Source organism: Burkholderia sp. Bp9004, from assembly GCF_003858025.1.
In the GTDB taxonomy this organism is placed as follows: Bacteria; Pseudomonadota; Gammaproteobacteria; order Burkholderiales; family Burkholderiaceae; genus Burkholderia; species Burkholderia diffusa.
On the sequence record NZ_QTQD01000037.1, the window covers coordinates 46490 to 70134 of the forward strand.

At 62.4% G+C, this 23645-nt stretch carries 24 protein-coding genes, 2 tRNA genes and 1 pseudogene; 8 read left to right on the forward strand and 19 right to left on the reverse strand.

The window, feature by feature from the left end:
- The first annotated feature begins 215 nt into the window (after positions 1 to 215).
- Positions 216 to 1730 carry an exopolyphosphatase gene (gene ppx / locus DIE08_RS30320; protein WP_059603629.1) on the forward strand — a complete coding sequence of 505 codons (1515 nt, stop codon included), beginning with the start codon at positions 216 to 218 and terminating at the stop codon, positions 1728 to 1730.
- A gap of 53 nt (positions 1731 to 1783) precedes the next feature.
- On the opposite strand, the gene DIE08_RS30325 is transcribed toward ppx, so the two are convergent.
- Positions 1784 to 2224, reverse strand: coding sequence for a hypothetical protein (locus DIE08_RS30325; RefSeq protein ID WP_124626652.1), 441 nt, complete (start codon positions 2222 to 2224; stop codon positions 1784 to 1786).
- Positions 2225 to 2379: 155 nt separating this feature from the next.
- A tRNA-Pro gene (locus tag DIE08_RS30330) sits at positions 2380 to 2456 on the reverse strand.
- 161 nt (positions 2457 to 2617) lie between these two features.
- Between DIE08_RS30330 and sixA the strand changes: the two genes are divergently transcribed.
- Together sixA and DIE08_RS30340 are read left to right on the forward strand one after the other, a co-directional pair.
- Positions 2618 to 3079, forward strand: a complete 462-nt coding sequence (sixA, locus tag DIE08_RS30335) for a phosphohistidine phosphatase SixA (RefSeq protein ID WP_059606379.1) — start codon at positions 2618 to 2620, stop codon at positions 3077 to 3079.
- Between the two features lie 159 nt (positions 3080 to 3238).
- On the forward strand, positions 3239 to 4045 hold the full coding sequence (locus tag DIE08_RS30340; RefSeq protein ID WP_124905260.1) for a GNAT family N-acetyltransferase: 807 nt from the start codon (positions 3239 to 3241) through the stop codon (positions 4043 to 4045).
- A gap of 209 nt (positions 4046 to 4254) precedes the next feature.
- Here the strand turns inward: DIE08_RS30340 and DIE08_RS35810 are convergent, their stop codons facing one another.
- Complete coding sequence (locus tag DIE08_RS35810) at positions 4255 to 4425, reverse strand: hypothetical protein (protein WP_162840567.1); 171 nt, start codon at positions 4423 to 4425, stop codon at positions 4255 to 4257.
- 135 nt (positions 4426 to 4560) lie between these two features.
- Here DIE08_RS35810 and DIE08_RS30345 point away from each other — a divergent pair, with 135 nt between their 5' ends.
- Positions 4561 to 4752, forward strand: a complete 192-nt coding sequence (locus DIE08_RS30345; RefSeq protein WP_124905262.1) for a hypothetical protein — start codon at positions 4561 to 4563, stop codon at positions 4750 to 4752.
- A gap of 25 nt (positions 4753 to 4777) precedes the next feature.
- Here the strand turns inward: DIE08_RS30345 and DIE08_RS30350 are convergent, their stop codons facing one another.
- From DIE08_RS30350 to DIE08_RS30370, 5 genes are all read right to left on the reverse strand, one after another.
- Entirely contained in the window at positions 4778 to 6148 is a 1371-nt protein-coding gene (locus tag DIE08_RS30350; protein ID WP_124905264.1) for an MATE family efflux transporter, read from the reverse strand.
- 10 nt (positions 6149 to 6158) lie between these two features.
- Positions 6159 to 6485, reverse strand: coding sequence for a DUF2288 domain-containing protein (locus DIE08_RS30355; protein ID WP_059606389.1), 327 nt, complete (start codon positions 6483 to 6485; stop codon positions 6159 to 6161).
- An 88-nt stretch (positions 6486 to 6573) separates the two neighbouring features.
- Positions 6574 to 8193 carry an acyl-CoA synthetase gene (locus DIE08_RS30360; RefSeq protein ID WP_124905266.1) on the reverse strand — a complete coding sequence of 540 codons (1620 nt, stop codon included), beginning with the start codon at positions 8191 to 8193 and terminating at the stop codon, positions 6574 to 6576.
- Between the two features lie 378 nt (positions 8194 to 8571).
- On the reverse strand, positions 8572 to 9264 hold the full coding sequence (locus tag DIE08_RS30365) for a peptidoglycan DD-metalloendopeptidase family protein (protein WP_059606395.1): 693 nt from the start codon (positions 9262 to 9264) through the stop codon (positions 8572 to 8574).
- A 136-nt stretch (positions 9265 to 9400) separates the two neighbouring features.
- Entirely contained in the window at positions 9401 to 10312 is a 912-nt protein-coding gene (locus DIE08_RS30370; protein ID WP_124905268.1) for an aldose epimerase, read from the reverse strand.
- Positions 10313 to 10797: 485 nt separating this feature from the next.
- Between DIE08_RS30370 and DIE08_RS30375 the strand changes: the two genes are divergently transcribed.
- From DIE08_RS30375 to DIE08_RS30385, 3 genes and pseudogenes are all read left to right on the forward strand, one after another.
- Positions 10798 to 11628 carry an undecaprenyl-diphosphate phosphatase gene (locus tag DIE08_RS30375; protein WP_124905270.1) on the forward strand — a complete coding sequence of 277 codons (831 nt, stop codon included), beginning with the start codon at positions 10798 to 10800 and terminating at the stop codon, positions 11626 to 11628.
- Between the two features lie 183 nt (positions 11629 to 11811).
- Positions 11812 to 11888: transfer RNA gene (locus tag DIE08_RS30380), tRNA-Arg, on the forward strand.
- A 331-nt stretch (positions 11889 to 12219) separates the two neighbouring features.
- Positions 12220 to 12593, forward strand: a pseudogene (locus DIE08_RS30385) (transposase); the annotation flags it as partial.
- 737 nt (positions 12594 to 13330) lie between these two features.
- On the opposite strand, the gene DIE08_RS30390 reads toward DIE08_RS30385, so the two are convergent.
- From DIE08_RS30390 to DIE08_RS30440, 11 genes are all read right to left on the reverse strand, one after another.
- Positions 13331 to 14104 carry an exonuclease domain-containing protein gene (locus DIE08_RS30390; RefSeq protein WP_185715917.1) on the reverse strand — a complete coding sequence of 258 codons (774 nt, stop codon included), beginning with the start codon at positions 14102 to 14104 and terminating at the stop codon, positions 13331 to 13333.
- 37 nt (positions 14105 to 14141) lie between these two features.
- Positions 14142 to 14345: a superinfection immunity protein gene (locus DIE08_RS30395; RefSeq protein WP_221622513.1), complete on the reverse strand. Its 204-nt coding sequence runs from the start codon at positions 14343 to 14345 to the stop codon at positions 14142 to 14144.
- Positions 14346 to 14394: 49 nt separating this feature from the next.
- The gene (locus tag DIE08_RS30400) at positions 14395 to 14625 is read right to left on the reverse strand and encodes a hypothetical protein (protein WP_124905274.1); all 231 of its coding nucleotides are present in this window, start codon (positions 14623 to 14625) and stop codon (positions 14395 to 14397) included.
- A gap of 66 nt (positions 14626 to 14691) precedes the next feature.
- Positions 14692 to 15267, reverse strand: coding sequence for a hypothetical protein (locus DIE08_RS35815; protein ID WP_185715918.1), 576 nt, complete (start codon positions 15265 to 15267; stop codon positions 14692 to 14694).
- A 475-nt stretch (positions 15268 to 15742) separates the two neighbouring features.
- Positions 15743 to 15979, reverse strand: a complete 237-nt coding sequence (locus tag DIE08_RS30410; RefSeq protein ID WP_221622514.1) for a hypothetical protein — start codon at positions 15977 to 15979, stop codon at positions 15743 to 15745.
- On the reverse strand, positions 15976 to 16209 hold the full coding sequence (locus DIE08_RS30415; RefSeq protein WP_124905278.1) for a hypothetical protein: 234 nt from the start codon (positions 16207 to 16209) through the stop codon (positions 15976 to 15978). Before DIE08_RS30415 ends, DIE08_RS30410 begins: the two co-directional genes overlap by 4 nt.
- Positions 16206 to 16652 (reverse strand): hypothetical protein, encoded by a 447-nt coding sequence (locus DIE08_RS30420; protein ID WP_124905280.1) that lies wholly within the window; start codon positions 16650 to 16652, stop codon positions 16206 to 16208. Before DIE08_RS30420 ends, DIE08_RS30415 begins: the two co-directional genes overlap by 4 nt.
- Positions 16649 to 18226, reverse strand: a complete 1578-nt coding sequence (locus DIE08_RS30425; protein WP_124905282.1) for a YfjI family protein — start codon at positions 18224 to 18226, stop codon at positions 16649 to 16651. Before DIE08_RS30425 ends, DIE08_RS30420 begins: the two co-directional genes overlap by 4 nt.
- Complete coding sequence (locus DIE08_RS30430) at positions 18219 to 18650, reverse strand: DNA primase (protein WP_114178513.1); 432 nt, start codon at positions 18648 to 18650, stop codon at positions 18219 to 18221. Before DIE08_RS30430 ends, DIE08_RS30425 begins: the two co-directional genes overlap by 8 nt.
- Positions 18640 to 18894: a DNA-binding protein gene (locus tag DIE08_RS30435; protein ID WP_124905284.1), complete on the reverse strand. Its 255-nt coding sequence runs from the start codon at positions 18892 to 18894 to the stop codon at positions 18640 to 18642. The genes DIE08_RS30430 and DIE08_RS30435 overlap by 11 nt, the downstream gene beginning before the upstream one ends.
- A 310-nt stretch (positions 18895 to 19204) precedes the next feature.
- Complete coding sequence (locus DIE08_RS30440) at positions 19205 to 20572, reverse strand: integrase family protein (protein ID WP_124905286.1); 1368 nt, start codon at positions 20570 to 20572, stop codon at positions 19205 to 19207.
- A gap of 1575 nt (positions 20573 to 22147) precedes the next feature.
- Between DIE08_RS30440 and DIE08_RS30450 the strand changes: the two genes are divergently transcribed.
- Positions 22148 to 23644, forward strand: a complete 1497-nt coding sequence (locus DIE08_RS30450; protein ID WP_124905288.1) for a ShlB/FhaC/HecB family hemolysin secretion/activation protein — start codon at positions 22148 to 22150, stop codon at positions 23642 to 23644.
- Position 23645: the final 1 nt, after the last annotated feature.

Genomic DNA, 23645 nt, shown 5'->3' on the forward strand with positions numbered 1-23645 from the left:
ATGACGTGCTGATGACGATAATGTATTTATATCGGGAAATTCTACGCCTGAACCGTTTTGTCTCATAAATGTTTCGGCCATATACAATCTACCCGTGTACATGCCCGTGAAGCGTGGCAACGGCAAGCGTTCCACGCTTAAAATGTCGCCTTTGATTGATCGCCCAGCGTGGCCGGCCGGCTGCCGCGGGCGAACGCGCACGGAGCCCCCTTCTGATGGTTACATCCCCCCACTTGCTGGCTGCCGTCGATCTCGGCTCGAACAGCTTTCGGCTGATCGTCGGGCGCGTCGAGGAAACGCCGGCGGGCAGCCAGATCTATCCCGTCGATGCGCTGCGCGAGCCCGTTCGACTGGCCGCGGGCCTGTCGAGCGACAAGATGCTCGATCGCGCGTCGCAGGAGCGTGGCTGGGAGGCGCTCAAGCGGTTCGGCGAGCGCCTGCGCGATTTCCATCCCGATCATGTGCGCGCGGTGGCGACCAACACGCTGCGCGTCGCGAAGAACGCGGGCGAATTTCTCGGCGAGGCCGAAGCGGCGCTCGGTTTTCCGATCGAAGTGATCGCGGGCCGCGAAGAGGCGCGTCTGATCTATGCGGGCGCCGCACATTCGGTGCCAGCGAGCGCCGGCAAGCGGCTCGTCGTCGACATCGGCGGTGGCTCGACCGAATTCATCATCGGCTCGCACTACACGCCGATCGTGATGGAGAGCCTCTACATCGGCTGCGTGAGCCATAGCCGCGCGTTCTTCCCGGCCGGCAACGTCGACGAATACACGATGCGGCAGGCCGAACTCGCGGCCAAGCGCGAGATCCAGATCATTTCCAGCGAGTACAAGAAGGCCGGATGGGACCAGGCGATCGGTTCGTCCGGCACGGCGCGTGCGCTCGCCGAGCTCGTCGAGGCGAACGGCTTCAACGACGCGGGCATCACGCACGGCATTTCACGCGGCGGGCTCGAACGCCTGAAGCGCGCGCTGATCAAGTCCGAGAACGTGAACCGGCTGAAGCTGATCGCGCTGAAGCCCGATCGCGTGCCGGTGCTCGCCGGCGGCCTTGCGATCATGCTCGCGGTATTCGAGGAACTGGGGGTCGACTACGTCGATACCACCGACGGCGCGCTGCGTCTCGGCGTACTGTATGACCTGCTCGGCCGGACCCAGCACGAGGACATGCGCGCGGTGACCGTCGAGGGCTTCACGCGCCGCTACGGCGTCGATCGCGCGCAGGCCGGGCGTATCGGTGCGCTCGCGGTGCGGTTCTACGACGAGCTCGACGAATCCGACGACGAAGAACGCGAGGAAGGCAGGATGTTCCTCGGTTGGGCCGCCGCGTTGCACGAGATCGGCCTGTCGATTTCGCACAGCTCGTATCACAAGCATTCGGCCTATATCGCGAGCAACGCCGACATGCCGGGTTTCTCGCGCACCGACCAGGCGCGCCTTGCCGCGCTCGTGCTCGGGCATGCGGGCAAGCTCGGCAAGCTGTCGCAGGCGCGCGACGTCGAATGGCCGTTGTTGTTCTGCCTGAGGCTCGCGGCGCTGCTGTGCCGGCGCCGGACCGATGCCGGGCTGCCGGACATTTCCGTGTCGCAGATGAAGAAGGGCGGGTATGAAGTGCGCCTGCCGGGCGCATGGGTCGAGCAGAACCCGCTGACCGACTACAGCCTCAGCCAGGAAGCGGCCGAGTGGGAGAAGGTCGGTATTCCGTACCGCGTGGTTTATACGGGCGCGTGACGCGCCGGCACGACGGCGGCGCGCTCGCGCCGCCAGGCTGCCTTGCGATGCGCTCAGTCCGAGCACACGATCGCGGTCAGGAACGGGAATGCCTGCTTGACGGTCGCGTCGCTGCCGGCCTTGCGCACGGCCTGCTCGACCGCGTTCTTCGTGCCGCGCACCACGACGCCGTATGCCCAGTTGCCGATCGGCGTGCCGTCGCCGGGCTGGAAAATCGGATCGTTCGCCTGGTAGCCGAGCACGACATAGACGCCGAAGCCGTAGGCGGTCAGCGGATGGTTCGTGCGGAATGCGTTCACCGAATTCGATTCGACGTGCATCGGCTCCGACTGGATGTCACCTGCCGCGAGCAGCGGCGCGACGAACTTGTGGCCGTTCGAATGGCAGTCGAGCGCGTCATCGAGCGACTTGGCCGATGCGACGCCGGACGCACCGAGGGTGCCGATTGCGAGCAGCACGCCGAGCAGGGCAGTCTTGAAAACGTGGTTTTTCATGCGCGATTGCGGGTTGGTCGCGGACATTATCGCGTGTTCCCGCAATTTTCGTGCGCGGGCTGCGGGCGGTACGGCACCGGTGGCGCAAGCGGGCGGCGGACCAAACGAAAAAGGGCTGCAAGCGCGATGGCTTGCAACCCTTATCGTGTATCTCGTGGTCGGAGCGATAGGATTCGAACCTACGACCCTCTGATCCCAAATCAGATGCGCTACCAGGCTGCGCTACGCTCCGACGAGCCAAAGATTCTATCGTCTAATGGGTAACTGGGTCAATCACGTTTTGCACAAGGCGCACGTCATCACGAAACGCTCACGATTGGCGACAATTCGAAGCGTGATCGTCCGGCCTGCGAGCGTGTGGCCGGATCATTCGTCGAAGCATGGAGAGACATCATGATGAACCTGATCCTGTGGCGCCACGCCGAAGCCGAGGACTACGCGGCAAGCGACCTCGCGCGCCAGTTGACGGCCCGCGGGCGCAAGGAAGCGCAGGCCATGGCCAAATGGCTGCGCGGCCGGCTCGAGTCGAGCAGCGTGATCCTCGCCAGCCCGGCGGCGCGCACCGTGCAGACCGTCGAGGCGCTGACCGACCAATACCGGACCGTCGATGCGCTCGCGCCGGGCGGCAGCGTCGACGACGTGCTGGCGGCCGCCGGGTGGCCCGACGGCATCGCGCCGACGGTCGTGATCGTCGGGCACCAGCCGACGCTCGGCAGCGTCGCGGCGCAGCTGATCGCCGGCAACGGCGACAGCTGGAGCGTCAAGAAGGGCGGTATCGTGTGGCTCGCGAGCCGCACGCGCGACGGCAGCCGTCAGGCCGTGCTGCGCGCGGTATTGACGCCAGACCTTGTCTGACGGGGTTCGAAGGCATTGATCATACGGTTTCGCAGGCTTTCTGCTAAAGTCAATTCGGCGACACGTCATTGAAAGGACACGGTCGTGCCACAGAACGGTAACGACCGGTTACTACATTGGCTGGCATGTCGTCCTATTCCTTACGATCAGGAAAGCCTAATGCGAGAACTGCCGACGCCTACGCTCCCCTTTGCCTCGCTTCCCCTCGACACGTCGCGGCGTCACCTGCCGCGCGCTGCTGAAACCGTCACATCCGAGTTCCGTCTGCGGGCCGCCTGGGCCCGCACGGAAGACGAACTGCGCGAGGCCCAGCACCTGCGTTACACCGTGTTCGCCGAAGAGATGGGCGCGCAGGTCAGCGGTCCATCCGGTCTCGACGTCGATCCGTTCGACGCCTATTGCGATCATCTGCTGGTGCGCGATCTCGACACGCTGAAGGTGGTCGGCACGTACCGTGTGCTGCCGCCGCACCAGGCCGCGCGTGTCGGCCGTCTGTACGCCGAAGGCGAATTCGACCTGTCGCGCCTGACGCACCTGCGCGGCAAGATGGTCGAGGTCGGCCGCTCGTGCGTGCACAGCGACTACCGCAGCGGCGCCGTCATCATGGCGCTCTGGGGCGGTCTCGGCGCGTACATGATGCAGAACGGCTACGAGACGATGCTCGGCTGCGCGAGCGTGTCGATGGCCGACGGCGGGCACTATGCGGCGAACCTGTATCAGTCGCTGCCGGCCAACTCGCTGACGGCGCCGGAATACCGCGCGTTCCCTCATACGGCGCTGCCGGTCGACGAACTGCAGACGGGCACCGTCGTCGCACCGCCGCCGCTGATCAAGGGCTACCTGCGTCTCGGTGCGAAGATTTGCGGTGCTCCGGCGTGGGATCCCGACTTCAACTGCGCGGACTTCCTGACGCTGTTCCGGCTGTCGGACATCAACGCCCGCTACGCCCGGCACTTTCTGGGCTGAGCCATTCTGATCGCAGCGCGCTGCTCAGGCGCGCACGCAAGCGAACGCCGTCGCACGGCAGATTGCCGCGCGACGGCGTTTGTTCGTTCCGAGGAAGTTGTTCTATCCGGCCCTGTTAATTTGGGCGGTACACACTGCCCACCGTGCACGCAGGCGCACGTTCGGAGCAGGCCGCGCAAGCGGCGGCCCGGACGACAGGGCGGGCTTGCCTAGTGCTTGCGCCGCCAGTCGAGCAGGTGGTGTTCGGCCATCCAGTGATGGATCATTCCTTCGCCGCCGTGGCTGCGCTTGTATTCGCGCGACTCGAAATAGGACAGGGCGACGAGCACCATCAGACCGATGAACAGACCGATCAGGCCGGCGATCTCTTCAGACGACATGGCAGCCTCCTTTCAACGGCACAGCGCCATGGGTACATGGTAGAACATGCGCGGGACAACCCCTAACCCGGAATTCCGCTAGACTCGGCGCGGTCCTGGCGCGCGATGGGCGCGCCGTTTTCCGGAGCCTCACCGATGACCCGTTTCATGCTGGCCGTGCTGGCCGCGTCCATTCTCGCCGGCTGTTCCAGCGATCCCCGCCAGGCCCGCCGCGGCCACCCGCCGCAAGATCCGGCCGATTACCACGGCGTGCCGACCGACATGACGCCACCGTCGATGCTCGGTGCGCCTGCGCCGTCAGCACCCGCACCCGCATCCGCGCAATGACGAAACCGGCCGGCCTGAGTGGCCGTCAGGTGCCGGCTGCGGGTGCGTCGGCGCCGATTCGCCGCGTCAGCGCCGGCAGGTAGCGCGCGAGCGTCGCGCCGCGCGCCACCATGAACAGCAGCAGCGCGAACCACAGCCCGTGATTGCCGAACGGGCCGACAGCCGCCAGCGTCGCGGCAATGAAGATCGCGAACGACACGACCATCGCGCGCATCAGCGATTGCGTCTGCGTCGCGCCGATGAACACGCCGTCGAGCAGGAACCCCCATACGGACACGATCGGCGAGATCGCCGCCCACGGCAGGTATTGCAGCGCGACCGCGCGGATCCCGGCCTGGTCGGTCAGCCGTGCGACGATCCAGCCGCCGGCCGCCCAGTAGACGAGCGCGAACAGCAGCGCGCCGAGCGCGGACCACAGCAGCGTGACCCGCACGGCCCGCCGGAATGCGGCGCGGTCGCGCGCGCCGGCTGCGGCGCCGACGAGCGCCTCGGCCGCATGCGCGAAGCCGTCGAGCCCGTACGCCATGAAGGTCTGGAAATTCAGCAGCAATGCGTTGGCCGCGAGCGTCGCGTCACCCTGTTTGGCGCCCAGGTGCGCGAACCAGCCGAACGCGCCGAGCAAGCACAGCGTGCGAAGGAAGATGTCGCGATTGAGCGCGATCAGCCGCTTGAGCGCCGCGCGATCCGCCAATGCACCCGCGGCCAGCGGCGCAAGGCCGCGCGGGCGCAGTTGCCATAGCATCCATGCGCCGAGCGCGAAGCCGCACGCGTCCGCGGTCGCGGTCGCCGCACCGATCCCGGCGATACCCCAGCCGAAGCCGTACACGTACAGCAGCACGGCGCCGATGTTCACCGCGTTGATGAAGACCTGCGCGACGAGCGCGAGCCGCACGCGCTGCACGCCGAGCAGATAGCCGAGCACGACGTAGTTCGCGAGCGCGAACGGCGCGCTCCAGATTCGTGCGTGGCCATAGGCCAGCGCCGTCGCGCGGACGGCGTCGCTGCCGCCCAGCGCGGTCAGCGCGAATGACAGCAGCGGCACCTGCAGCGCGAGCACGGCGGCGCCGAGCGCGAACGCGACGATCAGCGCGCGCAGCACGTTGAGCCGGATGCTGGCGGCGTCGCCGGCGCCGTGCGCCTGCGCGACGAGGCCGGTCGTGCCCATGCGCAGGAAGCCGAAGCCCCAGAACACGAAGTTGAAGAACAGCCCGCCGAGCGCGACGCCGCCGAGATACTGCGCGCCGTCGAGGTGGCCGGCGACGGCCGTGTCGACCGCGCCGAGGATCGGCTGGGTCAGGTTCGCCAGGACGATCGGGAAGGCGAGCGCGAGGACGCGCCGGTGCGAGACCGCGGCCGACCCGGTGCCGGCCCCGTGCGGTAATGCGGATTCGGACATGGCGAACGCGTCAGGCGCGTTCCTGCACGCAGACCCACGGCGACACCACTACCGCCCACAGCTCCGGATTGCGCGCCGCGAAGTCGGCGGCGGTTTCCGCGGGCATGCGCGCGACGAGACCGGACGACAGCCAGCGCGTGACCTGTTCGGCGTCGTCGCCGGCGATCGCTTCCGCGACGCTGACGAGATCGAGATCGCGTGCGACCGACAGCAGCTTGCCCTGCGCGAAGAAGCGCTCGAGGTCGCACCAGTCGATCTTGGCGGTTTCGCCGAGGAGTTTGGCGTAGAGCGGGCTGTGCGACGCGCCCGCGGCGGATTCGTGTTGGTCGGAGGACATCGGTCGTGTACTGAAAAGACTGCGTGGGCGCCACTATAAACCATCCGGGCGCGCGGCCAGCCACGCGGCGCGGCGGCACGCGCCCGGTTCATGCGTCGCGCAGCGCGCGGCGCACGATCTTGCCGGTTGCCGTCATCGGCAGGCTGTCGACGAACGCGATCGCGCGCGGGTACTCGTGCGCGGCCAGGCGCGTTCGCACGTGGGCCTGCAGTGCCTGCACGAGCGCGTCGTCGCCGACATGGCCGGGGTTCAGCACGACGAACGCCTTGACGATCTCGGTGCGCGTCGGATCGGGCACGCCGACGACGGCCGCCATCCGCACTGCCGGGTGCGTGAGCAGGCAGTCTTCAATCGGCCCCGGCCCGATCCGGTAGCCGGCGCTCGTGATCACGTCGTCGTCGCGGCCGACGAATCGCACGAAGCCGTCGTCATCGATGGTGCCGGTGTCGCCGGTGAGGAGGTAGTCGCCCGCGAACTTGTCGCGCGTCGCGGCGGGATTGCGCCAGTATTCGAGGAACATCACCGGGTCGGGGCGACGCACCGCGATGCGCCCCTCGACGCCGGGCGGGAGCGGCGTGCCGTGCTCGTCGACGATCGCGACCGCATGGCCGGGCACGGCCTTGCCGATCGCACCGGGCTGCGCGTCGAACAGCGCCGCGCATGACGACAGCACCATGTTGCATTCGGTCTGTCCGTAGAACTCGTTGATCGTCACGCCGAGCGCGTCGCGTCCCCAGGCGGTCAGTTCGGTGCCGAGCGATTCTCCGCCGCTCGCGACCGATTTCAGCGCCAGCGCATGGCGCTCGCGCGGCGCGGGCACCGCGCGCATCAGCTTCAACGCGGTCGGCGGCAGGAACGCATGGGTCACGCCGTGCCGCGCCATCAGCGCGAACGCGGCTTCGCCGTCGAACTTCTCGAAGCGGCGCGCGAGTACGGGCACGCCGTGGTGCCATGACGGCAGCAGCACGTCGAGGAGCCCGCCGATCCACGCCCAGTCGGCGGGTGTCCAGAACAGGCGCGCGTCGCGCGGAAAGCATTGCTGCGACATCTCGACGCCCGGCAGGTGGCCCAGCAGCACGCGATGCGCATGGAGTGCGCCTTTCGGCTTCCCGGTCGTCCCGGACGTGTAGATGATTACCGCCGGGTCGTCGGCGGCGGTGTCCGCCGGCACGAAATCCGGCGATTCGGCGGCCAGTGCGGCGTCGAAGCGCAGCACGCCGGGCGCATCGGGCGCATCGTCGCCGATGCAGTAGCACGTGCGCAGCGCCGGCAGTTGCGCGCGCAGCGGCGCGATCTTCGCGTAACCGGCCGCGTCGGTGACGAGCGCGGCGGCTTCGCTGTTCGAGAGCCGGTATTCGAGCGCGTCGGCGCCGAACAGCGTGAACAGCGGCACCGCGATCGCGCCGAGTTTGTACGCGGCGAGATGGGCGATCGCGGTTTCGGGGCCCTGCGCGAGGAAGATGGCGATCCGGTCGCCGCGTTGCAAACCCGCACGCGCAAAGCTGTTCGCGAGCTGGTTAGAAGCATTCCTCAGGTCGTCGAACGTGAGGTGGGACACGTCGCCTTGCGTCGTTTCGTGAATCAGCGCGAGCCGTCCGCTGCCGTCAGCCCACTTGTCGCAGACGTCCACACCAATGTTGTAACGGGCCGGAACGTCCCACGCGAAGCGGGAGAGCAGGTCGTCGTAGCGGTCGGCGGCGGGTAGCATCGCGTGTCTCCTTGGCGTCGATCGTCGGCATTGGTCGATAGATTACATCGGCATTTCACGCGACCGAAATCACAATGGCGCCTGATGGATAGGGAATGTGCGGACTCGTCCAACGGGGGCGGCTCAGTGCACGATTCCGCCATGACGCATAAGATCATGAAAAAACAGTGATGAGACCATGGATTTGCTTCTGATAGCTGCGGGGTTCAGCCTGTTCGGAATCGGTGCGCTGGTGGCGTTTGCCAGCCGCGTCGATCCGTTGTCGGGCCGGTTCACCGGCCGTCTGCGCAAGCGCTGACACAACCTTACCGATCTCCCTCGCGACGACATGCGATGCATGCCGGCATCGCGTGTCGTCCTCCTTCGGCGGCGGCGCGCTCAGCGCGCCGGCAGGTAGCGTGCCGGATCGATCGAGCGGCCGCCGTAGCGCAGCTCGAAGTGCAGCGCGACGCGATCGCTGTCGCTGTTGCCCATCTCCGCGATCGTTTGCCCCTGCGTGACCGACTGGCCTTCCTTCACGAGCAGCGCACGGTTGTGCGCGTAGGCCGTCAGGTAGTCGGCATTGTGCTTGAGGATGATCAAGTTGCCGTAGCCGCGCAATCCGTTGCCCGCGTAGACGACGGTGCCCGGTGCGGCGGCCAGCACCGGCGTGCCCGTGGCGTTGGCGATATCGATGCCCTTGGATTTCGAGCCGTCGAAGCTGCGCACCACGTTGCCGGCGGCCGGCCAGATCAGCGCGATGCTGGTGGCCGGCTTGACGGCCGATTCGACCGGCGCCGAGGGCGCGGGGCGGCTGCGGCCCGCACTGCCGGTGCCGGTGGTCGATGCGGTCGTCGTGCCGGGCGGCGGCGCGACGCGCAGCACCTGGCCGACCTCGATCGCGTCGGGATTCGTGATCTGGTTCCAGCGCACGATGTTCGCCATCGACGTGCGATTCTCGCGCGCGATCTTGTAGAGCGTGTCGCCGCGCTCGACGCGGTAGTAACCCGGGCCGACGGGTGCGGAGCCGCACGCGACGAGCAGTGCGGCGCAGGCGGCCGCGAAGAGCCGCTTCGTTGTTGTTCCGAACATTGAACCTCGCAAAACCCCGCCGCGCGCGATGCGGCAGGCGATACAAAACGTCCGATTTTAACGGGTTCGACCCGAGCACCGCAGTTTCGGGCCGCGGGCGCGGCCGGCGCGCACCGGTTCGCTGGTGCGGCCGACGTCAGCCGGCGAGCGGCAGCACGCGAATCCGCAGCGCCGCCGTTTCGGTCGCGCCGGGTGCGAGCGTGCGCAGCCCGAGGCCGTTGTGGATCGCGTCCGGCAGGCCGAGCCACGGCTCGACGCAGTAGAAGTCCGATTCCGGCTTTTCCGTCCAGGTCGTGACCGCGTACCACGGGATCGAGCCCGGGACGTCGAGCGCGATCTCGATCGTGCGGCGGCGGCCCGGCATCACGATGCGCACCGGCTCGGACGGCGCGCCGTCGAGGCAGTGGAAGCGGTCGAGAATGTCTGCATCGCCGAGGCTGTACGATGCTTCGCCGGGCTCGAGCGGGCTGATCGAGCCGTCGGCGCGCTGCATGCAGCGGCGCGTCGGCGGCAGCTCGAGCGTGGTTTGCGCGCGCTCGCCATGCGGCAGCGCGAAGTAAAAATGGTGGCCCGCGTAGTAGGGCAGCGGCGTGGCGCCGCGATTGGTCGTGGTGAGCGCGACGTCGAGCGTGTGGGCATCGGCGAGCCGGTAGGTCGTCTCGAACCGGAAATCGAACGGGTAGCTGTCGCGCAGCGCGTCGTTCGCATCGAGCGTCATCGACAGCGCGGCGCCGTCGGCCGACGGTTGTGCCGCGAACGGGAGGTCGCGCGCGAAACCATGCATCGGCAGGTCGCGGACCACGCCGGCGGCATCGCGCCAGCGGCCCAGTTCGCCGTCGACGCGATGGCGGCCGAGGAACGGGAACAGCAGGGGATTGCCGCCGCGCACGCGCGCGAGGTTGCTCCAGTCGGCGGCTTCCGGCCAGAAGATGACTGGCTCGTTGTCGACGTGCCACGACAGCAGGCGGCCGCCGAATTGCGGGGCGACCCGGACGAGCGACGGGCCGGCGTGAAGTTCATGAATGTCGTGCTGCTGGAAGATCGGCATGGCGAATCGGTATGAACGGGTGGACGGGTGCGCGATGGTGCGCTCCATTATCGGGCCGCGAGGCGGTCGGGGAAAACCCTTCTCGGGGAAATCGCGAGTTTTTCAGACTGCCGACGGTCTGGATAATGGCGTTAAACCGGTGATGTTGCCGGGTCATGACACTTCGTGGAGGGGGCCATGGATCTGGCAATGGCAATGGGTATCGCACTGTTCGGCATGTTTACCGGCAGCACGGTATTGTTTTTCTATCAGCTCGGCCGCTGACGGCAATTTCTGCCGGAATCGAAAGGCCCGCCATGCAAATGGCGGGCTTTTTGCTTTCTGAGCGCTTACAAGTTGCAAGCGTTTGTGTGCATTGCCGCAATAACCGGCCAAATGCCTTGGCGCAGTAATCCTGGCTGGGCATAATCGGGGCGCGTTTTTTCGGACGCGCGATGCGTCGTCCGCTTTTCTACCCGATTGATCATCACTAAAAGGACCGACGCGTGAGTCTCTGGTTTCTGATATTCCTGAGCGTCCTGCAGGGCGTCACCGAACTCTTCCCCGTCAGCAGTCTCGGCCACACGCTGCTCGTGCCCGCGCTGTTCGGCATGCACATCGACAAGCACGCACCGCAGTTGCTGCCGTTCCTCGTCGCGCTGCACCTCGGCACCGCGCTCGCACTGCTGTGGTACTTCCGCGCACGCTGGATCGCGCTGATCAGCGGCTTCTTCGCGCAGCTCGGCGGCCGCAAGAACGACGACGGACACCTGATGTGGGCGCTGATCATCGGCACGATCCCGACCGGGATCGTCGGCCTGCTGCTCGAGAAGCGCATCGAGCGCGTGTTCCACGACCTGCGGATCGTCGCGATCGCCCTGATCATCAACGGCGTGCTGCTGTGGGTCGGCGATCGGATCCAGCGCAGCCGTGCACACCAGCCGCCCGAGAAGATGACGTTCAAGCAGGCGTTCTTCGTGGGCCTCGCGCAGATCGGCGCGCTGGTCCCGGGTTTTTCGCGCAGCGGGCTGACGATGATTGCCGGTAACGCGGCGGGGCTGACGGCGGAAAAGGCGGCGGAGTTTTCGTTCCTGCTCGGCACGCCGATCATTTTTGCGGCGGGTGTGTTGGAACTGCCGAAGCTGTTCCATGCACGCGACCAGCTCGCGGACGCGCTGCTCGGTGGCGTGCTGACGGCGATTGCCGCTTATCTGAGCGTGCGGTTCTTGATGCGCTATTTCGAAGGGCGCGGGCGGCTGGCTTCGTTCGGCGTGTATTGCGTGATTGCCGGGGTGTTTTGCCTCGGGTGGTTCATGCTGCATCCGCAGCCGGTTTGACGGTTGCGGTGCCGGTTGCGCGTCGCGCATGATATGACGCGATGATCGGGTATAATTTCGGGCTCGGCTTCATGCTGGGCCCGTTTCGTTTCGGGGCTTTGAGTCCGGTTTGTGCCGTGTTGTGCTCGAAGCCTTTCGCGTCAAATGCGGCCCGGGTTGTGCGGCCGTGTCTTTTCCCCTCGACCGCCCTTAGCTCAGTTGGATAGAGCAACGGCCTTCTAAGCCGTAGGTCACACGTTCGAATCGTGTAGGGCGGGCCAGTCTGATCAAGCTTCTGCGGTTGCCTTCCTCGGCGCACGTCTCCGTACTGGAGTTCCATGTAACCGCTATGTAACCTGATTTCATCAATTCGGGGCGAGGACCATGCCGCACACAAGTTTTGGAATGCACGCGCCGCGCTCGGTAGATTCCAGGATCGCGTCTCGATACAGAATCTAGCGACGCCGCATCGACCTAGATACGACGAGGCCTTGCTAAATTGATGGGGCCTTTGTGTACAGTCCCGGTTCTCCATAATCCAAGGGGAGCTGCTTGATTAAGAGTCGCTAACACAACCTGAACATGAGGCTGCGAACGTCATATCGTCGCGGCATGGCGAGACGCAAAATCAGTAACGAGTTGTGGGTGGTGCTGGAACCGTTGATTTCGGAGTTCACGCCATCTCCCAAGGGCGGGCGGCGGCGCACGGTCGATGATCGAGCAGCGCTGAACGGCATCCTGTATGTACTGCAGACCGGTATTCCTTGGGAAGACCTCCCCCAGGAGTTGGGCTTCGGCAGCGGTATGACGTGCTGGCGACGTCTAAGAGACTGGCAGGACGCCGGCGTATGGGAGCGGCTGCATCTGGCGATGCTTCGTCGGCTGCGCGAGCATGATCAGATCGATTGGGAACGGGCAAGTCTCGATGGAGCCAGTGTCTCCAGCCCCCGGGGGGCCAAGAAACCGGCCCTAGCCCGACAGATCGGGTGTCGGGCGTCATAGAGAAAATTCATTTCTTCATGAGCGCGCTTTCAGTGTCCCACCCCGGGCGCCAATTGAAAATTCATATCGATCACTGCGCCGTCAGTAGAAATAGGAGGATCAGGTTTTCCAATTTTGTTATGCGACATGCAACTCAGATGCAACGGCAATGGCCCCGAGCCTTTTAGTGAATACGATTTTTGTTGACAAATCCACTCGATGGCCAATTCACTGACACCATCATCTCGAATGGTCGTTACACCGCTCAGCGCAATCGACCCAGTGTTCGAATCAGGAACGAATTCCGTATGCACAATTCCCACCGGTCGCCACCCACATCGACCGGGCAGGTATTGATCTAAAAGAAATTGTACGGAGTAATTGGTCTGCCCAGATGGTACGCGAACAAGGTTTCCGACAGACTGGTCGCGGAATAGGGCGTTTATCTGAGATTGGAATTGAGACCGTGATTGGCATTGTTCGTTCGTTGTCGCGAATTGTACGCCAAGCCAAACTTCAATGGATGGATCCTTTTCCCCTCGGAGAAACAATAGGTGATGAGGCGCACTATTAAGTTCAGGCCTGTCTGATTCACGATTGCTATCGCCTTCGATATGCGGTTGAAAGTTGGTGCTATACGCGCATGCGCCGAATGAGAAAAGAGCACATACAACACCCGCAAGTACAGATATGCATGAATTTCTTTGCATCGCGATCGCTCCTCAGCTAAGAGACGAAGGCTTCACCCATGAGCAGCAAGGCCGACAAACATAGCGATCAACAAGACAACAGCCCACACCGTGATCTCGGCCACAGACAGAGACTGCCGCCGCCGTTGTGGCCGCTTGAATTCGACCGGGTCTTGGTCCCACTCGGACCTGACCGGCTGACGCGGTTCAAGCATACGATACGCGGGCGGTTGCTGGTATGCTGGAGATCGGCCCATGGCGGCTTGCGGCGCGGCGTCGAACACGACAGGCGCCTTTGCCAGGAGCAGCGCGAGATACGTTCGGCTTCGCGTGGTTTTCCCTGTGTGGATTAGAAGTACCGCAAGCAAGGCTTGGCAATCGCCAAGCGCGTCATGACGGAGCTGCTTGACCACGCCATAGAACTCGCAGACCGAATCGAGCTTCTTCCTGCCGACGGCAGCGGGCCACGGAAACTGCTGGAGTGAACAGCGCCACGACTTTGCTGATCCAGCGTCGCAGACGACCGCCAGCATCCTTGCGTCGAACTGAGCATTGTGCGCGATCAGCACATCTGCCTCGTTGATCAGTGACGTGATCCAGGCGAGGTCAAGCACCTTTCCAGAAAGATCGGCGGCAGTCATGCCGTGTACGGCCTGAGCCTTTGGATGGATCGGCACACATGGCTCGCGCAAGCCGTGGTATCGGCCAATTTCCCGAACGAGAACGCCTGAACCTGGTTCGATTTCAACAAGCAGGATTCCTATACTGATCGGCTCGTCGTGCGCCGCAACCCCAGTGGTTTCGGTATCGATGATCGCTACTTTCATCTGCGAGTCCTCAAGCGCCTTTCGCATTCGCGCATGATCAGCTCCGTTTCTGCGCCCATATGAGGGCGATGATCCAGCCGATACCCGTCCACCCGACAAGAATGTTTGTCGTGAGGATCGCGCGATAGTCGCGGTGATCGGCTTTGTAAGCGACAATCGACGGTGCGAAGTACATGGCAAAAATGACGCCGATGGTAGCGCCGCCCGCGAGGAGGTGCTTAAGCATCTCGATGAGTTCCATAATGGTTTTCAGTGTGATAGGTGGGCGGCGACTCGCACCGCCGGGCAAATCAGGGATATGCAAAAGACAATGCAACCAGTTCAGACTCCGATACGTGCTGCATCGACTTGCTTCGCTTAACAGCACTCACGTCGAATCCCTGCGACGCTGGAAAGAGCGTTCTGATCTCCGCGAATGTCTTGATGAATTGCTGCTCGTCGTCGATCCAGTCGGTGTGAAACTGATGCACGACGCCACCCAAGCCGACCTGCGTGGCGACGTTGATCCGAAATTCAAACATGGTGGTCTCCGGTATGTGAGTGAGCAGCGGTTCGCGCTAGTTGCTCACCGCGATCTGTCGTAGCGGTCAGGGGATCGTGCAGTTAACTCGCGGCCCGGTTGTGATCGTCGAGCACGACGGGAGGAGGGCGAAGTTTCGCGCTTCGGTTGGGCCAGCAACGGGAGTTGCTGCGGCAGTGCCGACAGGGGACGGTGCCGGAGAAGACGTTGGGATCATTGAAGGTGCGCCGCTCGTCGCCGCAGGAGCCGCACTCATTTTCGCCGCACCCATGCTGACGGTAATCAGCGTCGGATAGTCGTAAGCGGCTCCCGTACCCATATCGATTGCCGTGCCGACGATGCCGCCGAACAGAAGGTTGCCGGCGACCATGCCGCGCGCTGATGAAGCCACGGTAGAGATACCCGACTCGCGCCCTTCCTTGTCACACTTGATGTTCAGGTCCCCCATCGATCGATGCAGAGAAACTGAACCAGGCGTCGTGACGAACCACGTACCCTTATCGTTCGTAAGCTTGCAGCTCGCGCTGGTCACCGCTTCCGTCGCGCTTCGCGTCTCGACGGACACCACCTGCGTCGAGCCGTCGATGATCGAGGCACAACCGGTCAGGGACAACAGTCCCGTTACTACCCATATCGTTTTCATCGTTTTCCCCGATTCGCATTGCGCGCCGTGTACCAGCCGATGGTCGCCGCCAACGCGCTTGTTGTTTATTCCCCGATTTCTATCTAGCGCAGAACGCGCGTGAATCGAGCATGCATCAGATATGCCACCTCTCCCTGACGCACAGCCGAGATCGGTTGGAGAATGGGGAAACGATGTCGGGCAGAGCACCCATACCGTGTTGATTCAGCTTTGAAACGAGACCTACTTCGTGTTTACCCCGCGTGTAAACCCTCAATTGTGTGAGGACGTGCTCGTACTAAATGCGCACAAGAAAGATTCTTTCGCGTTTCCGCTTCATCACGAGACATCATGGGTTCGCGTATTTCGTACCAGATTCGACTTGTAGAACGGCTATCGCCATCAAGTAGGAACATTGGCTCACTCGAAGACGTCCCGACCGCACTTCCGGTTGCAAAATTGAAACGGGGTCCACATGGCGGCCAGGCGCACCAATTCACAACACATTGGTTTGCCGTTCCAAGGAACTGATGCGCTGTTCGAGATCGCACATTTCGAACATCTTCGCGATCTGCGACAGCGCGAAGACGAAGCGCGCGCCGTCCTGGCTGTCGATCCGGTTCGTCCGCATGTCGCGGTAGACTTTCGCCATTTCCCGGCGCACAGCGTCGAGGTTGTGCAAGTTGACGCGGGGGGCAGGCAAAACGACGAGTTCAGTCGTCGCCTCGCTCACCGGGTAGGCGTTTGTGAATTTTCGCCGCATAGCACCTCCCTTTTTTCACGGTCGCGACGGCCGTTATCCGGCAACCAGACGACGTAAGTCAGGTCGCGTTCTCGCGCAACCGCGTCGAAGTCCGGCGGGTTGCTAGGATCGTAGATCAGCACGCAATAGGTAACGTTCGTCTCGACGGACTGAACAGCGAGCGCCTCCTCAAGTCGCTCGATGCGAGTCTTGATTGTCATGGCATCCCCCCGGTACCCGAGCGTGGTATTACCGGCGGTGGTTGCTGCTGAACGTCCTGCGCGGTGCGGCTGCGCACGACGTTCAGCCTGTCGCGAAACCACGTGAGATCGTCGCGCACGGTCGAGAGCGAAGGCTGGTGCTCAACCAGGTAGAAGATGTAGGCGCGGTACTCTGCTGACCATCTCTCGATCGCAGCCAACTCCGCGACCAGCATGCGCAGTTCGCACCGCCACTCTGCTAGCATCTCCAGCGTGATGCGCGGCCCCCAAGGGCAAAACGATGCTCCGCTTTCTTCGTCACGAGGCGAGCCGACGCCGGCGTCGCGACTAGAACGAGCATCAGTCGAGGCAGTGCCAGAAGTGCCATGAACCCCTTCTGGCACCTCTGGCACCGAAGCGTGTACACCCCTTTTCAGTTTCAGGCGTTCGAGATACGGATTCATGGTTGCGCATCCGGGTGCATTTCGAACACCGTTTTAGTGCGCCCGTCTGTTGCTACGGTGACGCCGCGAACCCAGCCATACTCGCCGAGCACGCTAAGCGCGTTGCCAACATCTTCCGGTGTTTGCAACATCGACCAATGGTGACGATAAATGTCGCGTGCTGTGAACCGGTCAGCCACCTCACCATGACGTATACGCTTGAGCAGCGCCTTTGCACTGTCAAGGTCATCACCGGTTCCCAGGGCATAAGCACGTTCGGCATGCGATCGAAGGTAATGAGCCCAGGCTAGTGCACGCAGCATCGCGGAATCACTTATAGCCCCCTTGCCGTCGTTCGCAAGATGACAAAGCAGCGCCAGACTGGGCACAAGCTTCCGGTACTTCGCGAGATGGGATTCGACAGCCGGGTGCAGATGTCCGCTGCGCAGATCGCTCTCGTAAGCAATTCGCCATTCGAGAAAGTGCTCGGCCGCCGCCTCGTCGAGTCGAAGGAAAGGCGGCTGTCGGAAATCTGGTTGATTGTCGTGTCCGGTGACGATTTCGGCTCCCCAGTCGCCCAGCGGATCGGCAGCATCAAGCCTCGCGAATAACGCAAAGGCTTTTCGCTGCGCGTCACTGTCGGGAATTCGATCGACGTTGCACCACTCGCCTGCGACATCTGGATACACCAACAGGCCGAAGCGTTGAATCAATCCATCGTCGGCAGCGCCACCTCGCGTCGCGGCACGGATGTATCCCGCAATTCGGCCCGGTTGCGTCGAGCCGAGCACGGACAGGCAAACAGCCTCCGCGCGCAGGTTACGGCCACGGCCGATTCGGTCAGCCACATATGGTTGGTTGCCGTTCCACCCGGTCAGATAGAAGCCGCGTGAACCTTCCTGTCCGTCCCGTTCAAGAGATTGCAACAGGGACGCCAGCTCGTCACGATACGCACCGATGCCTTTCGGATTCTCACGACAGATTTCGAGTAGCGCTTCACACGTCGTATCGTTGACCAGATAGCGCCGCATGCCCGGCGCTTCGGGTTCCAGGATCGATTCAAAATTGACACTCGCCGCCGGATTCTCCGCAAGCTGTCTTGCGATGCTCTTTTTCTGCGCGTCGAGCCGCATCGCATGAATCTGCGCGGCTGCATCATATTCGGCCTTCTCTGCGACGTAGCGGCGCGAAGCAACATCTTCCAAGCAATGTAGTGGTGCGAGTGCGGCCGACATTGCGGGACTCTTGAGGACACCCGGCCGACCAATCAGGCAGGCCCATTGGTTACCATATTCGGTCCAGTCGTCACGACGCTTCGGGCGAACGCCGACACGCCGTCCGATCACAATACCGAGCGCCGCCATAACCGTGACGCCAACAAAATCAGGCGGGCATTGAATGCGCTCGACGACATCACACACCCACGGGCGCAGCGTCTCGGGCACAAGCTCGAAATCGAAGGGTTCGACCGGCAACAACGCATTCGGCAGGGGCTCGGGATGATCCGGCCACGGCGCACAACTGGCGGACTCTTTACTGACCACGGCGAGTTCGTCCAAGAAAGATTGCCCTCGCACGACTGCGGCATCATTCATGGGGCACTCCTGCTGCGTCAAGCGCCGCGTTAATGCGCTTCACGGCCAGAACAAGCCTCGCGCGGTCTTCGACAGCAAACGGGTAACCATCAAGCAGCGCTACGCCAGCGGTCGCCACGACGAGCGCCTCGAATCGGATACACGCCAATACATCCATGGCCGGAAACGGATGCCGTTCGGGTTTCAGGCCGACTGGTCCGCCGATCGGCGCGGGAAACAAATCGGACACCGTCAGCCCGACTGCATCCATCACCGCGCCGATGTCGCAGCCCGCGAAGCAGTGCACCAGCAGACGACCGTCATCAAGTTCCCGCACTGCGAGTGACGGCCCGTGATCATTATGGGCGGGGCAGCGCGCTTGCCAGCGATGCGGGCCGCTATGCCTCACGGACGCGAGGCGCGAGAGGAGAAGATCAACGCTCATCGTCGGCACCTTTATCCGTCGTTTTTGCATCCGCCTTACGAACACCGCTCAGCAGTATTGCAGAGTCCGAGGCATGCCAAAGCAGCCTGCCGCTCGGATGTTTAATAGGTCGGGCGCCATGGTAATGACCATAAAGACAGTAGTTCTTGCGGACTGTCTGAGGAGCGCACTTCTGTGCGGCAGCAAACTCCTCCGTGGTCAGGAGATCACGTGATCCCGTATCAAGATGTTGCGCAATTGCCATTTCGCATCGCCTTCCCCAAAAATCCTGGGAATTGATTTGTCATGGCTATTTTTATATATCAATTTCTTTTTTATGTAATTCGGGTGGGTCGCGGATTGCGGCTGGATAGCGCGAAGCCTTACCCATTAAGGTGTGTAGTTGAATTGTGTAAATTAAATCGCCTGACTGGCATGTTGATTTGGTGTGTTTTAATGTAAACTAATGCAAAATAAGATGTGTTTTAGACTCCAGTCGCTTAATAATATTTTGTTATGGTGTCGGTCGGAAAGCCGGGAGGAGCGTTATATGAATCTCGAAGAATCTGCTTCGCCTACCTCACGGCCCGCAAACCCTCCACCATCTCCGGTGCAGGGAATTTGACGCAAGCCTGTTCGAGCATCCATGCTTCGATCTTGTCATGCCACATGCGCAGCAGGTCGAGCGGACGGCGGCGATAATGCTTTTCCGCGATGGCGCTCGGTTTGTGTCCCATTATTTGAGCAACCACGCCAACAGGAACCTCGCACCATTCGGACAGCGTGCCGAACGAACGGCGCAGGCCGTGGAGGCTCACATGGGGCAACCCGGCCACGGCCAGCGCCTTGTTATGCGCCGTACGTGGCTCTGCTAGCTTGCCGTCGGCGGCGCGCTGGCTTGAGAACACCCACCCTGACGGTTTCCATTCCTTACCTTCTGACTTCATTTGGGCGAGTGTCCGCACATTCGGCGGCGTGTCGTTCCGCCGCTTTAGTTCGAGCAGCAGAGATGCAAGATAGGGCGTGAGCGGGATAATACGGCCCGTTTCTGTCTCCACCTTGTCGGCTACGTGAAGGCTACGCCACTGAAAATCCACATCATCCCATCGGAGCGAGGCCATTTCTTCGCGGCGCGCGCCGGTCAGGAGCAGGGCTTGCAAGTAGGCGCTGATAACCGGGTTGCCGATCTTGCCCACCGCAGCAAACCAAGCCGGTAGCTGCTCGCGTTGCAAGCAGTCGTCTTTCGCGTGTACGCGCGGAATGGCGGCGCGAACGGCGCGGGCGGTATATGCGTTCGATGCAATCAGGCCGGCGTATATTGGCTTGTCGTCGCACCATCGGATGAATGCGCGCAGCTTGCGATAACTTTGCTCGGCGTTCGTCGGGCGCGTTTCGGCCTCGGCTTCCAGCCATTCGGTTACTCGCTGCGCCGTCAGGTGCGATAGCTTCAACTGCATGAGCGCGGCTAGCGGCCCCGCGACCGTCATGCCTTTCCCACGCTTCTTCGGATCGCCGCCAGCATGAGCCAGCTTCTCATGGTCGGAGTAGTGGCGGTTGCTCCACTTGCCGCGATTCGCTTCTAGGTACTCGACCCATGCCTCGCGCACGGTCACATCCTGGCGGTGCGCCTCTATTCGGCGTTGCTCTGCGGCGACGCGCTGCTCAGCGGCTTCCTCGCGGGGGTCCTTACCGCTATCGGTCAGGCGTTTCAGGCGGCGCGCTTCGTCCCGTGCGTCATCGATGCTCCAATCCTTCGGTGCGCCTATCGTGACGCGAATAGTCGCGCCGTTGAGCTTGCCTTGCCAAATGTAAGTGCGCGCACCTGCCGTCGTCGCGCGCACCCCAAGGCCAGTTGCTCCGGAATCCCAGATGAACGCCTGAGATTTTCCGGTGGGGCAGGAGTGCCCGTTGACCCGCGCCGCCGTGAAATTGACCTTCGCCATCACGCGCCCCCATGTAGCCCGTGTAACCACCATGTAACCAAATTCTAGGCAAATTAATCAATCTCGGTCAACCTTGCTGAGGGAGGGGATTCACTGCGACGCATTATCTGATAGGGGTTTCGGGCGATTGTTGGAAAATCGGTCAACGCCGATAAATGTCAACTTGCTCGGCCTTCTAAGCCGTAGGTCACACGTTCGAATCGTGTAGGGCGGGCCAGTAAAATCAGCGTGTTAGCTGATATTTTCAAATTCCCCATCCTCTGTCGGCATGCTCGTATAGGCAGCACGTAGGTGTTTGGAGTCAACTCGGATCGTGACCAATCCATGTGACTGGCTGGCCGCACGCGAGACAGTGGTGAGTGTCCAGCATGTTGTCATCGATTGCGCCACCGACAGCGGAACCGGCGGCGCAGCCTGCGACGCTGCCGACTAGCACGGCGATAACTGCGCCGGCGAGGCCGCCCAACACGGTGTCGATCTGGCCAGCGATCGAGCCGACGACCTCGTCGGTCTTTGTACCCGCGAGCGCGGCGGCTGTACCGCCCGTGGCTCCCGCAACGCTGTTGCTGCGCGCCGGCGGGGGAACGACGGGCGGATGAGGACGTGTCGGCCGGCGAGCCAGTAGTAGCCTGTCGCGAACATCTCGACGAGCGCGAGGCCCAGCCCGATCAGCATAAACGTCGGGGATCAGAGATCACGGAAACTCCTGAGCGAAGTGCGCCGATGCGGAAATGCATCGACGGAGCGGCCGTAGCTGGCCGGGCTCAGGACGGTGATATGTGATTTAAAAATTCTGCATTCCGGAGGCGAGCATGGCGTCTGGAGAAAGTCCTGTTGCAAATTGGAGACATGCGCCATCGCACGGGCGTCTACCGCTACTAGTCGATGATTAGTCGATTAACGGCGGCGAGAAATGTCAATCGGCTAGATTTTGATTTTTCCTATCTCAATAGCAGGCGTGGTTTTGTGGATATTCGGAAGAACGATGAAGTCTCGCAGGGTTCTTCCATGGAGATGTGTCTGGTGGTCCTTGCTGACGTGCGAGCCGTCTAAATAAATCAATGATTTATTGAATTGATGTGAGGGTAGCGGTGCCCCCTTTGCCTGATGGTCTCTTGGGGGATTGCTCGTTTTTGATGCGCGATTTTCTATTGGATAACCTTTTCGAAGTGTTAAATTTTTGTTTTTAGAGGGATTGGATTGCGCGTATTTGATTTGAATATGCCGTGATCGCGGATCGTGCAGCAACGGCGGGTGAGCACTCACGGCTGAGCATATTGCTGTGGCATTGCAATTTCTGACAATCTGCTTTCGAGTGTTTTGATAAATTGCGGCGCGAGAGACCAATCATTACGCCGCTAACAAGTGAAGAAACGAGAAACTTCGGCAGCGTTGATTTCGGCGTTGGCGAGTGTTTCTGCATTCGCGCAAGGCGTTCCGCCGTCCGAGATTACGTCTGGCCCGCAAATCCAGCGTTTGCAACAACAGCAGTTGGACGCGACGAAGGAATTGAATCCTCGTCCGACAGTCCGGACACCGACGGGCGAGAAGGCATCGACGACTGGCGTCGAAAGCTTGCCGCTCGATAACCCGTGCTTTCCGATCAACGCAATCGCATTGGAAGACAACGCGTTCGCGTGGCTTGCGCGTTTTCTGCAACCGGTCGTCGGCCAGTGCGTCGGCAAGACCGCACTCAAGCAGATTCAGGACGCCGCTAATAACGCATTGATCGACCGTGGCTACGTGACGTCACGCGTGCTCGTGCCGACGCAATCGCTGCAATCCGGAACGTTGACGCTTCGCGTGGTTCCGGGGCGTATCAGCGACATCCGCGCCGACAAACCGACGATTGGCTGGACGCGCGCGGCATTGCCGACATCAGCCGGTGCCTTGCTGAATCAGCGCGACATCGATCAGGGGCTCGAGAACGTGCGCCGGCTTCAGTCGCAGTCCGATGCGACATTCGACATCGCGCCCGGCGTGAATCCGGGGGACTCGGAGCTGGTATTTCATCCCGGCACCGGCAAGCGCTGGCATGCCGTCATCGGCGCGGACAACGCGGGTCTCGATTCGACCGGCAAGTACGAGCTGTCCGGCTCGTTCACGTTCGATTCCCCGTTTCACTTGTACGACCAACTGCAGATCGCGGGCACGACGAACGCAAACATTGGCGCATCCGAGAAGGGTAACCAGTCTGTCTCCGCGAACTACAGCGTGCCGATCGGTTACGCGATGCTGACGCTGAACGCGAGCCGCTCGCGGTACAAGCAGACGGTCGCGGGTTTTGGCGAGCCGATCGAATACAGCGGTGTCCAGTCTCAACTCCAGGCCGGGCTGTCCGGCGTGATCTATCGGAACGCGCATGCGCGTACCGAAATTCACGGCAACCTGTTCCACAAGATCAGCCGTAACTCGATCGACGGTGTCGATATTCCGGTGCAGCACCGCGACATCATCGGTTACGAACTGGGTGTCGCGCATCGCCAGTACATCGGCGATGTGGTGCTCGACGGCTCATTCGCGTGGCGCGCATCGTTGCCGGGCCTGTCCAGCAATTCGGGCACGGTGGTCGGGGCCCCCGACTTCGACGGCAAGACGCAGATCGAACTGGCAAGCCTCAGCGCTCAAGTCCCTTTCAAGATCGGCAGTCAGACGTTCTCGTACCAGTTCGGCTGGAACATGCAGAACGCACGTACACCACTGACCCCTTCCGACTATTTCACGATCGGCACGCGTTACGCCGTACGCGGCTTCGATCAGCAACTGACGCTGGCTGCCGAGAGCGGCTGGGTTGTCTCCAACGAACTCGACTGGTACGTGCCGACGCCTGTCGGTACGCAGGCGCTCTACGCCGGCGTCGATGCCGGGCGCGTGCGAGGGCCCGCTGCACAGTACCTGCTCGGCGAAACACTGGTCGGCGCCGTCGTCGGTGTGCGCGGCAATCTCGCCCCGACGAACGTGCTCGGTGCCGCACTGAATTACGACGTGTCGCTTGGGTTCCCGTTGTCGAAGCCGCAGGGCTTCAAGACGAGTTCGCCGACGTTGCTGTTCCAGGTCAGCACATTGTTCTAAG

Coding starts and splice junctions, on each gene's coding strand:
- ppx (WP_059603629.1), top strand. CDS start 216: ATGGTTACATCCCCCCACTTGCTGGCTGCCGTCGATCTCGGCTCGAAC.
- DIE08_RS30325 (WP_124626652.1), bottom strand. CDS start 2,224: ATGAAAAACCACGTTTTCAAGACTGCCCTGCTCGGCGTGCTGCTCGCA.
- sixA (WP_059606379.1), top strand. CDS start 2,618: ATGATGAACCTGATCCTGTGGCGCCACGCCGAAGCCGAGGACTACGCG.
- DIE08_RS30340 (WP_124905260.1), top strand. CDS start 3,239: ATGCGAGAACTGCCGACGCCTACGCTCCCCTTTGCCTCGCTTCCCCTC.
- DIE08_RS35810 (WP_162840567.1), bottom strand. CDS start 4,425: ATGTCGTCTGAAGAGATCGCCGGCCTGATCGGTCTGTTCATCGGTCTG.
- DIE08_RS30345 (WP_124905262.1), top strand. CDS start 4,561: ATGACCCGTTTCATGCTGGCCGTGCTGGCCGCGTCCATTCTCGCCGGC.
- DIE08_RS30350 (WP_124905264.1), bottom strand. CDS start 6,148: ATGTCCGAATCCGCATTACCGCACGGGGCCGGCACCGGGTCGGCCGCG.
- DIE08_RS30355 (WP_059606389.1), bottom strand. CDS start 6,485: ATGTCCTCCGACCAACACGAATCCGCCGCGGGCGCGTCGCACAGCCCG.
- DIE08_RS30360 (WP_124905266.1), bottom strand. CDS start 8,193: ATGCTACCCGCCGCCGACCGCTACGACGACCTGCTCTCCCGCTTCGCG.
- DIE08_RS30365 (WP_059606395.1), bottom strand. CDS start 9,264: ATGTTCGGAACAACAACGAAGCGGCTCTTCGCGGCCGCCTGCGCCGCA.
- DIE08_RS30370 (WP_124905268.1), bottom strand. CDS start 10,312: ATGCCGATCTTCCAGCAGCACGACATTCATGAACTTCACGCCGGCCCG.
- DIE08_RS30390 (WP_185715917.1), bottom strand. CDS start 14,104: ATGAAAGTAGCGATCATCGATACCGAAACCACTGGGGTTGCGGCGCAC.
- DIE08_RS30395 (WP_221622513.1), bottom strand. CDS start 14,345: ATGGAACTCATCGAGATGCTTAAGCACCTCCTCGCGGGCGGCGCTACC.
- DIE08_RS30400 (WP_124905274.1), bottom strand. CDS start 14,625: ATGTTTGAATTTCGGATCAACGTCGCCACGCAGGTCGGCTTGGGTGGC.
- DIE08_RS35815 (WP_185715918.1), bottom strand. CDS start 15,267: ATGAAAACGATATGGGTAGTAACGGGACTGTTGTCCCTGACCGGTTGT.
- DIE08_RS30415 (WP_124905278.1), bottom strand. CDS start 16,209: ATGACAATCAAGACTCGCATCGAGCGACTTGAGGAGGCGCTCGCTGTT.
- DIE08_RS30420 (WP_124905280.1), bottom strand. CDS start 16,652: ATGAATCCGTATCTCGAACGCCTGAAACTGAAAAGGGGTGTACACGCT.
- DIE08_RS30425 (WP_124905282.1), bottom strand. CDS start 18,226: ATGAATGATGCCGCAGTCGTGCGAGGGCAATCTTTCTTGGACGAACTC.
- DIE08_RS30430 (WP_114178513.1), bottom strand. CDS start 18,650: ATGAGCGTTGATCTTCTCCTCTCGCGCCTCGCGTCCGTGAGGCATAGC.
- DIE08_RS30435 (WP_124905284.1), bottom strand. CDS start 18,894: ATGGCAATTGCGCAACATCTTGATACGGGATCACGTGATCTCCTGACC.
- DIE08_RS30440 (WP_124905286.1), bottom strand. CDS start 20,572: ATGGCGAAGGTCAATTTCACGGCGGCGCGGGTCAACGGGCACTCCTGC.